This is a genomic window from Ancalomicrobiaceae bacterium S20, from assembly GCA_040269895.1.
Taxonomy (GTDB): Bacteria; Pseudomonadota; Alphaproteobacteria; order Rhizobiales; family Ancalomicrobiaceae; genus Methyloraptor; species Methyloraptor flagellatus.
Genome location: CP158568.1, coordinates 1940523 through 1954773 on the forward strand (window position 1 = coordinate 1940523; position 14251 = coordinate 1954773).

The following is a 14251-nucleotide window of genomic DNA, read 5'->3' on the forward strand; positions in this document are numbered from 1 at the left end:
GCGGCCCGCGGTGAGGCGCTCGGGTCGATCCCGCGGCTCTTGACGGACCATCGGCCGGCCATAAAAATCACTGCGCCCTCGACGGCCTGCTCGACATTTCGGCGGAGCGCCGTCCCGCGGCAGCCTCGTGGAGGCTTCCTTGATCCTGAAATCGCTGCTCCTTTCGCTCGTCCGCTACAAGGCGGCGGCCGATGACGCATTGCTCGATGCCGTGCGCGCCTGCGCGGACACCGCCGACCCGACCGACCACGCGAAGGCCCTGCGGCTCCTGAACCACATCCACGTCGTCGACCGGATCTTCCGCGCCCATCTGACCGGCGTCGCCCATGGTTATACGGCCGAGGCGCCGCCCGTGCCGCCCATCGCCACGCTCGCCGAGGCGATCCGCGCGACCGACCGCTGGTATGTCGATCATGTCGCCGCGAGCGATCCCGCCACCCTCGACGAGCCGGTCGCCTTCACCTTCACCGACGGGCAGGCCGGGCGGATGACGCGCGCCGAGATCCTGGCCCATGTCGTCACCCATGCCGGCTATCATCGCGGCGAGATCGGCCGACTGCTGCCGGGTGTCGGTGCCGCGAGCGAGCGGGACGTCTTCGCGGGGCATCTGCATCGGGCCGAGCCTGCGCGACGGATGCAGGCGAGCGCCGCCGTCGCGTGACCGGCCGCGCGCTCATTCGCTCCTGAACCGAACCGGTGGCCGGGCGGCGAATGCCGACGCCCGGCCACACCGTCACCGCCGCCGCGTCACCGAGCGGCGAAGCGCTTGGCGCCGGCGACGCAGGCGACGATGCCGAGCGTGACGACGAGCATCGCCGGGGTGACCGCGTCGCCGAGCAGTACGGCGGAGAGCACAAGGCCGAAGAACGGCTGCAGGAGCTGCAGCTGTCCAACCGCCGCGGCGCCGCCGGCGAGGCCGCGATACCAGAACACGAAACCGATCAGCATCGAGAAGATCGAGACATAGCCGAGCCCGGCCCAGGCGGAGGGCGGGACGGCGCCGAGGCCGGTCGGCATCAGCCCGAGCGCCAGCGGCAGAACCAGCGGCAGCGCGATGACCAGCGCCCAGCAGATCACCTGCCAGCCGCCCAGCCGGCGCGACAGGCGCGCGCCCTCCGCATAGCCGAAACCGCAGGCGAGGATCGCACCGAGCATCAGCGCGGCGCCGACGAGCGGGTCCGCGCCCGGACGCAGTCCCACACCGACGGGGGTTGTCGGCCCGGCCGAAGAGGCGCCCGACCCCGCTCCCGAACCGGCCATGCGCGCCAAACCGTCCGCCGCGTGCTCCACGCCGGAACCCACCGACCCGAGGGTCGCCGGTTCCGTTCCCGCCGAGCCAAGTCCAACCCCTGCCCTGAGCCCGGCCAATGCAAAGCCGACGACCAGGGCGGCGCCGACGAGGGCGAACGCCCAGAAGGCCGGCCGCGGCCGCTCGCCGCCGCGCAGGACCGCGAAGACGGCCGTGCTCAGCGGCAACAGGCCGATGAAGACGACCGACTGCGCCGAGGTGATGTGCTGCAGGGCGAAAGCAGTCAGCAACGGAAAGCCGATCACGACGCCGAGCCCGGTCGCGGCTAGAGCCCACAAATCCGCGCGGTCCGGACGGCGCTCACCGAGCAGCAGCAGCGCCCCAGCGGCCAGAATTCCTGCGATCGCTGCACGCGCATTGGTCAGGAACAGTGGCGCAAAACCGGACACGGCGATCTTCGTTGCCGGCAACGATGCACTGAAAATCAGAACACCGATGAAGCCGTCGAGCCAGCCTCTTGCACCATTCATTGCTCGTTTTCCTCGTCTTTTTGCCGCAATCAGCAATACGGCCTCAGACACAGGATGGTGTACAGCACGTGGTCATGCTAGAAACAGTTCAGTACGATTTCCATGAACTGTATTGAATTTTGGACCAATACGGATGATCAACCGTACTGATGACAAAACACCATCCGTGACGCTCGTCGAGCGGATCGCGCGATCGGTCCGCGACCGCGTCGCCGAGGGGGCGCTGGTCGCCGGGTCGAGGCTCCTGTCGGTCCGGCGCGCGGCCGAGACCTACGGCGTCTCGAAGTCGACGGTGGTCGAGGCCTATGACCGGCTGGTCGCCGAAGGGGTGATCATCTCGCGGCCCGGCTCGGGCTTCACCGTCGCCGGACGGCCGGCGCCTGTGTCACCGGCCGAGGTCGGCCCGAAGCGGGATCGGGCGATCGATCCGTTCTGGGTTTCGCGGCAGGCGCTCGAGGCCGAGGGCGCGCGCACTGTGCCGGGCTGCGGCTGGGTGCCGGCGAGCTGGTTGCCGCAAGACGCCGTCCGCAAGGCGCTGCGTTCCGCCTCCCGCCTGCCCTCGGTCGAGATCGCCGATTATGCGACGCCGCTCGGTTCGCCGACGCTGCGCGCGGTAATCGCCCGGCGGATCGCGGCGCAGGGGCTCGAGATTTCGTCCGACGCCGTCATGCTGACCGAGTCCGGCACGCAGGCGATCGACCTCGTCTGCCGGCTCATGATCGAGCGTGGCGACACCGTGCTGGTCGACGACCCGTGCTACTTCAATTTCCAGGCGCTGCTGCGCGTGCACCGGGCCAAGGTCGTCGGTGTGCCGATGACGCCGTCCGGCCCCGATCCGGCCGCCTTCGCCGCGCTCGTCGCCGAACATCGGCCGCGGCTCTACCTGACCAATTCCGGCATCCACAATCCGACCGGCGCGAACCTCGCCCCGGCGATCGCGCACCGGATCCTCAAGGTCGCGGAAGCCTTCGACCTCACCATCGTCGAGGACGACATCTTCGCCGATTTCGAGACCGAGCCGAGCCCGCGGCTCGCCACTCTCGACGGTCTCGAGCGCGTCGTCCGCGTCGGGTCGTTCTCCAAGACCCTGTCGGCGTCGCTGCGCGCCGGCTATGTCGCCGCCCGACCGGACTGGATCGAGGCGCTGGTCGACCTGAAGATCGCCACCAGCTTCGGCGGCGGCCGGCTCGCCGCCGATGTGATCGCGGCGGTGCTCCAGGACGGCGCCTATCGCCGGCACCTCGGCGCGCTCCACGCCAAGCTTGCCGGCGCGCGCGAACGGGTCGGCCGGAACCTGCGCACGATCGGCATCGAGCCCTGGATCGAGCCCGCGGGCGGGCTGTTCCTCTGGTGCCAGCTGCCCGACGGGCTCGACTCCGCCGAGATCGCCGCCAAGGCGCTGAAGGAGGGCATCGTGCTCGCGCCCGGCAACGTGTTCTCGCCGAGCGAGACGGCCGGGCGGTTCCTGCGTTTCAACGTGGCGCAGTCGCTCGATTCCAAACTCTACAAGGTGCTCGCCGGCGTCATGGGCGCGAAGGCGCGCCCGCGCGAACCGTCGAAGATCGAACAGATGTCGCTGTTCGCCGCCGACCGCCCGAAGCCGAAACGCGGGCGGCGCAAGGATGGGGTAGCGACCGAGGTCGACACGCTCGACGGGGCCGCGATCGCGCTGGCCGGGTCATCGGCCGAAGACGACGCGGTCGCAGGTTGAGCGCCGGTCGCTCGACCGGTCACGCGCTGCGTGCTTCGTCCGATTATTTGTCTGAGCGCGGTCGGACGGTGCGACCGACGGCTCGACAGCGTCACTCCGTCAGTCCCTGCCCTTCCTTGGCCCTATCGCGCGCCCGCGGCGCCGGTCAGGGGCGACGCTACGTGAGCGCCACGGCCGAGCGGGCGCGGCTCTCGGCGGGTCACGTTTTCGCCAACCCGGACGAAGCGTCTTGGCTTCGACACGGTGCGCGACGTCATATGGGCTCGAACCATACGAGCGAGGCACCGCGCCCATGACCATCTCCCGCAAGCCCGGCGCCGTCGCGGCGCTCGCCCTCGCGCTCATCGCAGGCGCGCCGGCTTCCTTCGCCGAGGACGTCGCGCCGGCCGCATCCGAGACCCGCACCGCGCCGGAGGCGCGGCCGGCGCAGCGCGATCAGCGGACCGGACAGCCGAGTGCGCCTCGCGATGCGGGCCGACAGGGCGGCGAGCGCGGCAACGCGCAGGAAGCGCGCGATCAGGGCGACCGCGATGGGCCGGACCGGCCGAACGAGCGCCGGCGCGACACCTCTCAAGGCAGCACGAGCGCCGCCGACCATCGCCGACTGCCGCCTGACAGCACGACGCGGCAGACGCTCGCGCTGCCCGGCCGCACGCTCGCCTTCACCGCAACGGCCGGATCGATCCGGCTCTTCGACGACAAGAACGAGCCGGAAGCCGACATCGCCTACACGGCCTACATCCGCGACGGCGAGGATCCGCGCAGCCGCCCCGTGACCTTCGTGTTCAACGGCGGTCCGGGCGCCTCCTCGGCCTGGCTGCAGCTCGGCAATGCCGGCCCGTGGCGGCTACCGATGGCGGGCGAGGCGCTCAGCCCCTCGGCGCCGCCGGAGGTGCAGCCGAACGCCGAGACCTGGCTCGACTTCACCGACCTCGTCTTCATCGACCCGGTCGGCACCGGCTACAGCCGCTTCGCCGGCTCCGGCGAGGACCTGCGCAAGCGCTACTTCTCGGTCGAGGGCGATGCGCGCTCGATCGCGCGCGTGATCCGGCGCTGGGTGGAGCGGTCGAACCGGCTCCTGTCGCCCAAGTATGTCATGGGCGAGAGCTACGGCGGCATCCGCGGGCCGAAGGTCGTGCACGACCTGCAGACCCGCGAGGGCATCGGCGTGCGCGGCCTGATTCTGGTCTCGCCGGTCATGGATTTCCGCCTGTCGGGCTCGCCCGTCCTGCGCCATGTCGCCAACCTGCCGACCATGACGGCGGTGGCGCGCGAGGCGAAGGGGCCGGTAACGCGCGCCGATCTCGCCGACGTCGAGGCTTACGCGCAGAGCGATTTCCTGATGGATCTGGTCAAGGGCGAGGCCGACCAGGCTGCCACCGACCGGCTCGCCGACAAGGTCTCGGGCTTCACCGGCCTCGACCGCACGCTCGTCGCCCGGCTCGGCGCGCGCGTCGATGCGATCGAGTTCCGCCGTGCCCTCGACCGCGCCGATGGCCGGGTCGCCGGGCGCTACGACGCCTCGGTCTCGATGCTCGATCCGTTCCCGGATTCGAGCTTCTTCCGCTTCGGCGACGCCTCCTCGGATCCGCTGATCGCGCCGATGACGAGCGCGGCGGTCGACCTGACCACGCGCCGGCTCGGCTGGCGGCCGGAGGGCAACTATGCGCTGCTGAGCGAGCAGGTGAACCGCGCCTGGGACTGGGGCCGCGGCACCAATCCGGTCGAGTCGGTCCAGCAGATCCGTCAGATCCTGGCGCTCGACCCGAAGCTGAAGCTGATCGTCGCGCACGGCATCTTCGATCTGGCGACGCCCTACTTCGGCTCCAAGATCGAGCTCGACCAGCTGCCGCCGACCCTGACCCGTCCCGACCGCGTCAAGCTGGTCGTCTACCCCGGCGGCCACATGTTCTATTCGCGCGACGACAGCCGCAAGGCGCTGCGCGCCGAGGCGGAGGCCTTGATGAGGTGAGCGGGGCCTGAGGGGCGCGAACGAAAGCGGCCGGAGCGAATGCCCCGGCCGAACAAATCCTACGCCAGTCAGAGCAAGCCGAGGCCCTCGCTCACTCGAACTTGTCGAGCTGCGTGTGCATGGCGCGGATCCAGCGGACCGTGCCGGTCGAGGAGCGCATCACCACGGTGTTGGTGGTGATCGAGTTGCGGCCGAACTTCACGCCTTGCAGGAAATTGCCGTCGGTGACGCCGGTGGCGGCGAACAGGACGTCGCCCTTGGCCATTTCTTCGAGGCCGTATTTCTTGCGCGGGTCCTTGATGCCCATGCGCGCGGCGCGCTCGATCTTCTCGGGGCGATCGAGGATCAGCCGGCCCTGCATCTGGCCGCCGATGCAGCGCAGCGCGGCGGCCGCCAGCACGCCTTCCGGCGCGCCGCCGATGCCCAAATAGATGTCGATGCCGGTCTCGGTCGGCTCGGTCGTGTGGATCACGCCGGCGACGTCGCCGTCGCCGATCAGGCGGATCGAGGCGCCGGTGGCGCGGACGTCCTCGATCAGCTTGGCGTGGCGCGGGCGATCGAGGATGCAGGCGGTGATCTCGCCGACCGGCACACCCTTGGCGGCCGCGACGGCGCGGATATTGTCGGCCGGCGGGGCGTCGAGATCGACGATGCCGGCCGGGAAGCCCGGGCCGATCGCGATCTTGTCCATGTAGACGTCCGGCGCATTCAGGAGGCTGCCGGCCTCGGCGAGCGCGATGACCGCGATCGAGTTCGGCAGGTTCTTGGCGCAGATCGTCGTGCCTTCCAGCGGGTCGAGCGCAATGTCGACCGCCGGGCCCTTGCCCGTGCCGACCTTCTCGCCGATGTAGAGCATCGGCGCCTCGTCGCGCTCGCCCTCGCCGATGACCACCGTGCCGTCGATCGGCAGATGGTTCAGCTCCTGGCGCATGGCGTCGACGGCGGCCTGATCGGCGGCCATCTCGTCGCCGCGGCCGCGCAACCGCGCCGCCGCGACCGCCGCGCGTTCGGTGACGCGCGCCAGTTCGAGGGTCAGGATCCGATCGAGGGACGACGCTTCGACGGGCTTCATCGACTTCTGCTTGCTCGACGCCATGGACTGTTCGCTCCCGAACGCCGGGCCCGTCACATCGCCTCGATGCGGATGAATTGCGCCGGGTCCGACACGTGCCCGTCTTGTTCGATGCGGGCGAGCGCCTCTCTTATCGCGGCTTCGGTGGTTTGGTAAGTCACCATGATCACCTGCCGCGTCATCGCGGGAGAACCCGTATTCGGCTGGTCGGCCATCGGACGACCGGCGCGCTGGACGATGCTCTCGAGCGAAATTCCGCGTTCCGCCATGCGGTTGGCGATGGCCGCGAAGGCACCGGGGCGGTCGTAGACCGACAGGCGCACATAGAAGCCGCCGGCGTGGCTTTCCACATCCGACTTTCGATAGGGCTTCATCTGCTCGGCCGGCCGGCCCATGGTATTGAGCGCCGTGCCACGCGCGATGTCGGCGATGTCGCCGACCACCGACGAGGCGGTCGCGTCGCCGCCGGCGCCCGGACCGACCAGCATCAGCTTGCCGACGAAGTCCGCATCGACCGCAACGGCGTTCAGAACGCCGTCGACCCGGCCGATCGCGGAGGTCTTCGGCACCAGCGTCGGGTGGACGCGCTGCTCGATCCCGCCCTCGTTCTTCTCGGCGATGGCGAGCAGCTTGATCCGGTAGCCGAGTTCGTCGGCCGCCTCGATGTCGGGCAGGCCGATCGAGGTGATGCCCTCGATGAAGATCTGGTCGACATCGATCTCGCTGCCGAAAGCGAGCGAGGTCAGCAGCGCCAGCTTATGCGCCGTATCGAAGCCACCGACATCGAAGGTCGGGTCGGCTTCGGCATAGCCGAGGCGCTGGGCATCCTTCAGGCACTCGTCGAACGAGATCCGCTCGCGCTCCATCCGGGTCAGGATGTAGTTGCAGGTGCCGTTGAGGATGCCGGCGAGCCGGGTGATCTCGTTGCCGGCGAGCGCCTCGCGCAGCGTCTTGATGATCGGAATGCCGCCGGCGACCGCGGCCTCGAAGTTCAGGCTGACGCCCTTCTTCTCGGCGAGGCGCGCGAGCTCGACGCCGTGGCGGGCGAGCAGCGCCTTGTTGGCGGTGACCACATGCTTGCCGTGCTCGAGCGCGGTGCGGACACTCTCCTCGGCCGGTCCGGAGGCGCCGCCGATCAGCTCCACGAACACATCGATGTCCGGATTGGCCGCGAGCTTCACCGGGTCCTGGAACCAGTTCACGTTGGCGAGGTCGATGCCGCGATCCCGCGTCCGGTCGCGCGCGGAGACGGCGCGCAGCGAAATGCGCCGACCGCAACGCACGGCGAGATCGTCGCCATGCTTGGCGAGGAGACGGACGACGGAGGCACCGACGGTGCCGAGGCCGGCGAGACCCAGGCGAAGACTGGACTGCATCAGGACATCCCGGTTGGCGGGTCATGGCCGCATGCCCGCAAGGCATGCGATCGGGCCCAAGCCTATAGAGCCGGAATCGGCGGAGATAAAGGTGCGCCGACGAAAGGGGGTCATGCCACGACGGATTTGCCCGCCCGCCGCGACACCATGGCCTCACAATCGCGAGACCGGGTCGGCCAGCACCTGTTCGACGAATGCCGCCTTGGCCGCGCGATAGGCGTCCATCGGCCGGCCGTCGAAGCCGGCCTTCAAGCCGTTGTAGTCAGCGACCAAGGCCGGATCGGCCCGCAGGGCGTCGCGGAACCGGACGAAGACGTCGAGTTCGCCGCCGCGGACCACAAGTTGGACGCCGAGCGGCGGATCGGCTTCCTCGGCGGCAAAGGCCGAGAATGCCTCGGTGCGGATCGAGCCGTCATTTCGCGCAAACCGCGCGGCAAGTGCCGCATCGGCGGCGACGAAGTCAGCCCGATCGACGCGGACACACATGTCGAGATCGCCCTTGGTCAGGCAACCGGGCACGGCCGTTGCGCCGACATGCTGAATGTCGGCGCTCTCCGGCAGCAGGGCGGCGATATCCAGGCGCCACCGCTCGAAGGCGGCCGCTGCGTGAGCCGCAGCGGTCTGCGCTGGCACGAGGCGGAAGGTCTCCGTCACGGCGACCTCCGCCGGGTCCGAATCCCTTCAGCCGGCCGCGCTGATCGGGATCACGTTGTGCAGGGTCTTTTCCGCGCCGTCGAAGAAGCGACGGATGTTGCGGGCGGCCTGGCGGATGCGCTGTTCGTTCTCGACGAGCGCGATGCGAACGAACTCGTCGCCGTTCTCGCCGAAGCCGACGCCCGGCGCGACCGCGACATCGGCCTTCTCGATCAGCAGCTTGGAGAACTCGAGACTGCCGAGGTGGCGGAACTTCTCCGGGATCGGCACCCAGGCGAACATCGACGCCTTCGGTGCCGGCACCGGGAAACCGGCCTTCTCGAAGCTCTCGACCATCACGTCGCGACGCTTCTTGTAGACCTCGCGGATCTCCTTGATGCATTCGTCGCCCGAGTTCAGCGCGTGGGCGGTCGCGACCTGGATCGGCGTGTAGGCGCCGTAGTCGAGATAGCTCTTCACGCGGCCGAGCGCGGCGATGAGCCGCTCGTTGCCGACCGCGAAGCCCATACGCCAGCCGGGCATGGAAAAGCTCTTCGACATCGAGGTGAACTCGACCGCGACGTCGATCGCGCCCGGCACCTGCAGCACCGAGGGCGGCGGATCATCGTCGAAATAGATCTCGGCATAGGCGAGATCGGAGAGCACGAACAGCTCGTGCTTCTTCGCGAAGGCGATCACGTCCTTGTAGAAATCGAGATCCGCCGTCACCGCGGTCGGGTTCGACGGATAGCAGAGGATGACCGCGAGCGGCTTCGGGATCGAATGGGCGACCGCGCGTTCCATCGCGTGGAAGAACGACGGGCCCGGCTCGATCGGCACCGAGCGGATCACACCGCCGACCATCAGGAAGCCGAAGGCGTGGATCGGGTAGCTCGGGTTCGGCGCCAGGATCACGTCGCCGGGGGCGGTGATCGCCTGCGCCATGTTGACGAAACCCTCCTTCGACCCGAGCGTCGCGACGATCTGGGTGTCCGGGTTGAGCTTCACGCCGAAGCGGCGGGCGTAATAGGTCGCCTGGGCACGGCGCAGGCCCGGAATGCCCTTGGAGGCCGAATAGCGGTTCGTGCGCGGCTTGCCGATCGTCTCGATCAGCTTCTCCTCGATGAAACGCGGCGTCGGCAGGTCCGGGTTGCCCATGCCGAGATCGATGATGTCGGCGCCGTTCGCTCGAGCCTGTGCCTTCAGACGATTGACCTGCTCGAACACGTACGGCGGCAGCCGTCGGATCTTGTGGAACTCGTCCATGGCGTCGGCCCTTCCCTTGGCTCTCTCTTCTCGGGATCCGCCGCTCTCCTCACGGGAGGAACGGTGTCGATCGGACCCCCGGCTGGCATGCGGCGATTCGAACCGTCCGATCTTTTCGGACGGGGCGTCGCTTGTAACAGATCGATGTCGCCTTCGCGACCGCGACAACGTCGCGGCCAACGAAAGTCCTACCGCGTCATGGCGGAAACGCGGCGGCGCGCCGCGCCTCCCTCATCGCCCACCGGCATCCGCTCACTTCGCCGGCGCGGCACGGTCGATCTCGTCGACCGCCTTGCGATTCTGCGCCCGGAGCTTCTCCAGTTCGCCGACCGCGGATTTCGCCTTGCCGCCGCGCCCTTGAGCCTGCGCGCGGGCACCAGCGGAGCGCAGCGACTTCTCGAGCTTCTGCTGGCCCTCGGCATCGCGCGGACGCGCGGCGTCGAAGCGGGCGGTGTCGACGCTCACGTTCGGGTAGCCGTCCGGCGTGGTCGCCGGCACGGCGGCGCGGGGCGCCGGTGCGGCGACCGGCGTCGTGCCGGTCCCGGAAATGTCGTTCGCACACGCCGTCAGCGTGAGTACGAGGGTCGACACGACCGGAACGAGCCCCCATCTTGGCGGGCGAGCCGGGGCGGCGCGGCGTGCGCGGAGGAAACTCAGCGTTGCCCTATCGTCACGGAACTGCAAGGATTCCTCCCCAATTGACGGGCGCGATGATAGCTGACCGCTCCAGCTTGTCACTCGACCTCGATACGCGTCAGATAGGGTTCCGGTGCCCGGACACGCGAACAACAAAGCCGGACGAGGGAACGCAGACCCATGGCTGAGCAAGGCGAGAGCCCGCTCCTCAAGTATATCGTGAAGAACCCGGAAGCCTTCGCGAACAATCTGGCCCGGGTGGTCGAGCAGGCCGGCAAGGCCGCCGCCGCCTATCTGAAGCCGCGCGAAGAGGGCTCCAACAAAGGGGAATTCGCCGAGGACATAGCCAACGTGGTCAAGACATTCGCCCATGTCGGCGAATACTGGCTGTCTGACCCAGGCCGCGCCCTCGAAGCGCAGACCAAACTCTTCACGGGCTACATCGACCTGTGGAGCACGATGGTCAAGCGCATGTCGGGCGAGGAGGCGCAAGCCGTCGCGGAGCCCGACCCGCGCGACAAGCGCTTTCAGGATCCGGAGTGGCGGGAGAACCAGTTCTTCGACTTCCTGAAGCAAATGTACCTGATCACCTCGCGCTGGGCCGAGGATCTGGTCGAGCGCGCCGAGGGGCTCGACGATCACACGCGCCACAAGGCGGATTTCTACGTCCGGCAGCTCGCGGCAGCGGTCGCGCCGTCGAACTTCCTGCTGACCAATCCCGAGCTGCTGCGCGAGACGATGGAATCGAACGGCGAGAATCTCGTGCGCGGCATGCGCATGCTCGCCGAGGACATCGCGGCCGGCGGCGGCGACCTGAAGATCCGGCAGGCGAGCCCCGGCACGTTCAAGGTCGGAGAGAACCTCGCCACCACGCCGGGCAAGGTCATCCACCGCAATGATGTCTGCGAGATCATCCAGTACACGCCGGTGACCGAGACGGTGCTGAAGCGGCCGCTGCTGATCGTGCCGCCCTGGATCAACAAGTTCTACATTCTCGACCTCAATCCGGAAAAGAGCTTCATCCGCTGGGCCGTCGCGCAGGGCCACACGGTGTTCGTGATCTCCTGGGTCAATCCGGACGAGCGTCAGGCGCAGAAGTCCTTCGAGCATTACATGCGCGAGGGCATCCTGGAGGCGCTCGACGTCGTCGAGAAGGCGACCGGCGAGCGCGAGGTCAACACGATCGGCTATTGCGTCGGCGGCACGCTCCTCGGCGTGACGCTCGCCTATTGCGCGGCGGTCGGCGACGACCGGATCAAGAGCGCGACCTTCTTCACGACCCAGGTCGACTTCCGCTATGCCGGCGACCTCAAGGTGTTCGTCGACGAGGAACAGATCCGCGCGACCGAAGAGAAGATGAAGGCCAAGGGCTATCTCGAAGGCACGAAGATGGCCGCGGCCTTCAACATGCTGCGGTCGAACGACCTGATCTGGCCCTATGTCGTCAACAATTACATGCGCGGTAAGGAACCGTTCCCGTTCGACCTTCTGTACTGGAACTCCGACGCCACCCGGATGCCGGCGGCGAACCACAGTTTCTACCTGCGGAATTGCTATCTCGACAACAAGTTGACCAAGGGCGAGATGGAGATCGCGGGCGTCAAGCTCGACCTCTCCAAGTCGAAGGTGCCGATCTACAATCTCGCCACCCGCGAGGATCACATCGCCCCGGCGAAATCGGTGTTTCTCGGCAGCCGCTATTTCGGCGGTCCGGTGACCTTCGTGCTGGCCGGCTCCGGCCATATCGCCGGCGTGGTGAACCCGGCGACGAAGCCGAAGTACCAGTTCTGGACCGGCGCGCCGCCGGCCGGCGAACTCGATGACTGGATCGCCAAGGCCGAGGAGCATCCGGGCACGTGGTGGCCGCATTGGCACCAGTGGGTCAGCGCGCTCGCGCCGGAGACAGTCAAGGCACGCAAGCCCGGCGGCCGCAAGCTGAAGCCGCTCGGCGATGCACCCGGCACCTATGTGGTGATCCGGGCCTGAAGGGCTCGGGCTATCACCTGACACCATCCGTGGGCGGGACTTTCCCGCTCTGATACGCGAAAACCGCCCGGATCGACCGGGCGGCTCGGTAGCGGCGTTCGGCGATGTCAGTGCGCGCGCGTGAGGAAAGTGCGTGCCGGACCGGCCGCCTCGCCTGCCTCACGCGCGACGGCCTTACTTGGCAACGCAGATCGCGACGGCCTTGCCGTTCTCACAGCCGATGGCGCCATCGTCGCCGATGGTCAGCGTGGCGCCAGTTCCGACGCAGTAGCCGGACAGCAGCATCTCGCCGCTCGAGCAGGAGGCCGAGGCATCGCCCGGCACCTTGCGCAGGCTCAGCGCCGGGGCAGCAGCACCCGGTTCGCCGCGCGGACCGGCGGCGCCCTGCTCGCCCTTCGGGCCGGCGGGACCAGCGGGGCCGGCCGGACCGGCGTCACCCTTCGGACCGGCGGGGCCGGCGGGACCAGCCGGACCGGCGGGGCCCTGCGCGCCCGGCGCGCCGCTCGGACCGGTTTCGCCCTTCGGGCCGGCCGGACCGGGCTTGCCCTCACAGGCGGCGAGGCCGAGCGCCAGAAGGCCGACGGCAAGATATTTCAGAGACTTCATGAAGATCCTCCCAACCCCTCGCCATGCGAGGCATGGGAGGATGTCCGCGAATTTCATGACACGTCAATGGCTGTCGACGCCACGAAACCGTCATTCGCTGACACGATTGCGGAGTGGCGACACAGCGCGTCATCCAGCCGTCGCTGACGTCGCATCGGAACAGGTCCGTTCAGGGGAAATGGCCGATGCGGGTGAGGCCGAGCCCTTCGTCGAACCCCATCATGAGGTTGGCGTTCTGGACCGCCTGCCCGGCCGACCCCTTCATCAGATCGTCGAGCGCAACGGCGAGGATCGCGCGACCCGGCCGGCGGTCGCGCAACACGCCGATCAGCGCCCGGTTGGCGCCGCGCACGTGGCCGAAATCCGGCGCGCGTCCGAAAGGCAGCACATCGACGAAACGCTCGGTCAGAAAGCGCCCGGTCAGGATGTGATGGAGATCCTCGACCATATGACCGCGCACGAACTTGACGTAGAGCGTCGCCAGCACGCCGCGCCCCGTGGGCACGCGATGGATCGCGAGGCTCGGCACCACCGAGCGGCCCGCGGCCCGCGAGAGTGCCAGTTCGATCTCAGCCGCATCATGGTCGGTGCCGGCGAAGCCGACGTCCTCGACCGCACCGGCCGTGGCCCCGGAGGGCCCAGGCCTGGACAGGGCGCCGGCGGCCGCCTTGATGTCGATCGTGATCTCGCCCGGATCGATGGCGAGCGCCTCGATCAGCGGCACGAGCGCGAGTTCGACGGCGGTGGCGAGCGCGCCCGGATTGCCGACCATGCGGGCGGCGGGGATCTCACTGCGGAAGAACTCGGTCAGACCACAGACGGCGTTCGGGGCCGGCTCCGGCGCGCGAGCGACCTCGCGGCCGCGGCGCTGGCCCGCGCCGGTGGCGCAGAGGCTCGCAGCCGTGTCGACGATCCGCACCGTGTCCGGCAATCCGGCGAGGATCGCCGTCTCCGATCCGTCGGCGAGCGCGCCGAAGACCAGATCGACCTGCGACCAGTCCTGCGCCTCGGGCGGGATAGGACGCGGCAGAGACACGCCTGCAAGATGAGGGTAGACCCCGCTCATGGATCCGGCGGCATGTTCGGGGACGATCAATGCCCGGATATTGAAGCGAGGATGTTCGGCGAGCAGGCGAACGATCTCGGCACCGACCCGACTGGTGGCACCCAGCACCGCGACGTCCGCGCCTTCGAGAGAGAGAACCGACATGAGC

12 protein-coding genes are annotated in these 14251 nt (G+C 68.7%); 4 read left to right on the top strand and 8 right to left on the bottom strand.

The window, feature by feature from the left end; translation table 11 throughout:
* The first annotated feature begins 139 nt into the window (after positions 1-139).
* Positions 140-661: a DinB family protein gene (locus ABS361_08910; protein ID XBY46319.1), complete on the top strand. Its 522-nt coding sequence runs from the start codon at positions 140-142 to the stop codon at positions 659-661.
* Between the two features lie 86 nt (positions 662-747).
* Here ABS361_08910 and ABS361_08915 read toward each other — a convergent pair whose 3' ends face one another.
* Positions 748-1779, bottom strand: coding sequence for a DMT family transporter (locus ABS361_08915; protein ID XBY46857.1), 1032 nt, complete (start codon positions 1777-1779; stop codon positions 748-750).
* 133 nt (positions 1780-1912) lie between these two features.
* Here ABS361_08915 and ABS361_08920 point away from each other — a divergent pair, with 133 nt between their 5' ends.
* Both ABS361_08920 and ABS361_08925 read left to right on the top strand, forming a co-directional pair.
* On the top strand, positions 1913-3490 hold the full coding sequence (locus ABS361_08920) for a PLP-dependent aminotransferase family protein (GenBank protein XBY46320.1): 1578 nt from the start codon (positions 1913-1915) through the stop codon (positions 3488-3490).
* Positions 3491-3782: 292 nt separating this feature from the next.
* Positions 3783-5462 carry a peptidase S10 gene (locus ABS361_08925; protein XBY46321.1) on the top strand — a complete coding sequence of 560 codons (1680 nt, stop codon included), beginning with the start codon at positions 3783-3785 and terminating at the stop codon, positions 5460-5462.
* A 91-nt stretch (positions 5463-5553) separates the two neighbouring features.
* Here the strand turns inward: ABS361_08925 and glpX are convergent, their stop codons facing one another.
* The 5 genes from glpX to ABS361_08950 all read right to left on the bottom strand — a co-directional run bounded on the left by glpX (position 5554) and on the right by ABS361_08950 (position 10400).
* Positions 5554-6534 (bottom strand): class II fructose-bisphosphatase, encoded by a 981-nt coding sequence (glpX, locus tag ABS361_08930; GenBank protein ID XBY46858.1) that lies wholly within the window; start codon positions 6532-6534, stop codon positions 5554-5556.
* A 53-nt stretch (positions 6535-6587) separates the two neighbouring features.
* Positions 6588-7910, bottom strand: a complete 1323-nt coding sequence (locus tag ABS361_08935) for a homoserine dehydrogenase (protein ID XBY46322.1) — start codon at positions 7908-7910, stop codon at positions 6588-6590.
* A 153-nt stretch (positions 7911-8063) separates the two neighbouring features.
* Positions 8064-8564 (bottom strand): GrpB family protein, encoded by a 501-nt coding sequence (locus tag ABS361_08940; GenBank protein ID XBY46323.1) that lies wholly within the window; start codon positions 8562-8564, stop codon positions 8064-8066.
* 27 nt (positions 8565-8591) lie between these two features.
* Complete coding sequence (locus ABS361_08945; GenBank protein ID XBY46324.1) at positions 8592-9809, bottom strand: LL-diaminopimelate aminotransferase; 1218 nt, start codon at positions 9807-9809, stop codon at positions 8592-8594.
* Between the two features lie 252 nt (positions 9810-10061).
* Positions 10062-10400, bottom strand: a complete 339-nt coding sequence (locus ABS361_08950) for a hypothetical protein (protein XBY46325.1) — start codon at positions 10398-10400, stop codon at positions 10062-10064.
* Positions 10401-10625: 225 nt separating this feature from the next.
* Here ABS361_08950 and phaC point away from each other — a divergent pair, with 225 nt between their 5' ends.
* Positions 10626-12431, top strand: coding sequence for a class I poly(R)-hydroxyalkanoic acid synthase (gene phaC / locus ABS361_08955; GenBank protein ID XBY46326.1), 1806 nt, complete (start codon positions 10626-10628; stop codon positions 12429-12431).
* Between the two features lie 174 nt (positions 12432-12605).
* Here phaC and ABS361_08960 read toward each other — a convergent pair whose 3' ends face one another.
* Complete coding sequence (locus tag ABS361_08960; GenBank protein ID XBY46327.1) at positions 12606-13037, bottom strand: hypothetical protein; 432 nt, start codon at positions 13035-13037, stop codon at positions 12606-12608.
* A 169-nt stretch (positions 13038-13206) separates the two neighbouring features.
* Positions 13207-14247 (bottom strand): N-acetyl-gamma-glutamyl-phosphate reductase, encoded by a 1041-nt coding sequence (gene argC, locus ABS361_08965; protein ID XBY46328.1) that lies wholly within the window; start codon positions 14245-14247, stop codon positions 13207-13209.
* Positions 14248-14251: the final 4 nt, after the last annotated feature.

Coding starts and splice junctions, on each gene's coding strand:
- ABS361_08915 (XBY46857.1), bottom strand. CDS start 1,779: ATGAATGGTGCAAGAGGCTGGCTCGACGGCTTCATCGGTGTTCTGATT.
- ABS361_08920 (XBY46320.1), top strand. CDS start 1,913: ATGATCAACCGTACTGATGACAAAACACCATCCGTGACGCTCGTCGAG.
- ABS361_08925 (XBY46321.1), top strand. CDS start 3,783: ATGACCATCTCCCGCAAGCCCGGCGCCGTCGCGGCGCTCGCCCTCGCG.
- glpX (XBY46858.1), bottom strand. CDS start 6,534: ATGAAGCCCGTCGAAGCGTCGTCCCTCGATCGGATCCTGACCCTCGAA.
- ABS361_08935 (XBY46322.1), bottom strand. CDS start 7,910: ATGCAGTCCAGTCTTCGCCTGGGTCTCGCCGGCCTCGGCACCGTCGGT.
- ABS361_08945 (XBY46324.1), bottom strand. CDS start 9,809: ATGGACGAGTTCCACAAGATCCGACGGCTGCCGCCGTACGTGTTCGAG.
- phaC (XBY46326.1), top strand. CDS start 10,626: ATGGCTGAGCAAGGCGAGAGCCCGCTCCTCAAGTATATCGTGAAGAAC.
- ABS361_08960 (XBY46327.1), bottom strand. CDS start 13,037: ATGAAGTCTCTGAAATATCTTGCCGTCGGCCTTCTGGCGCTCGGCCTC.
- argC (XBY46328.1), bottom strand. CDS start 14,247: ATGTCGGTTCTCTCTCTCGAAGGCGCGGACGTCGCGGTGCTGGGTGCC.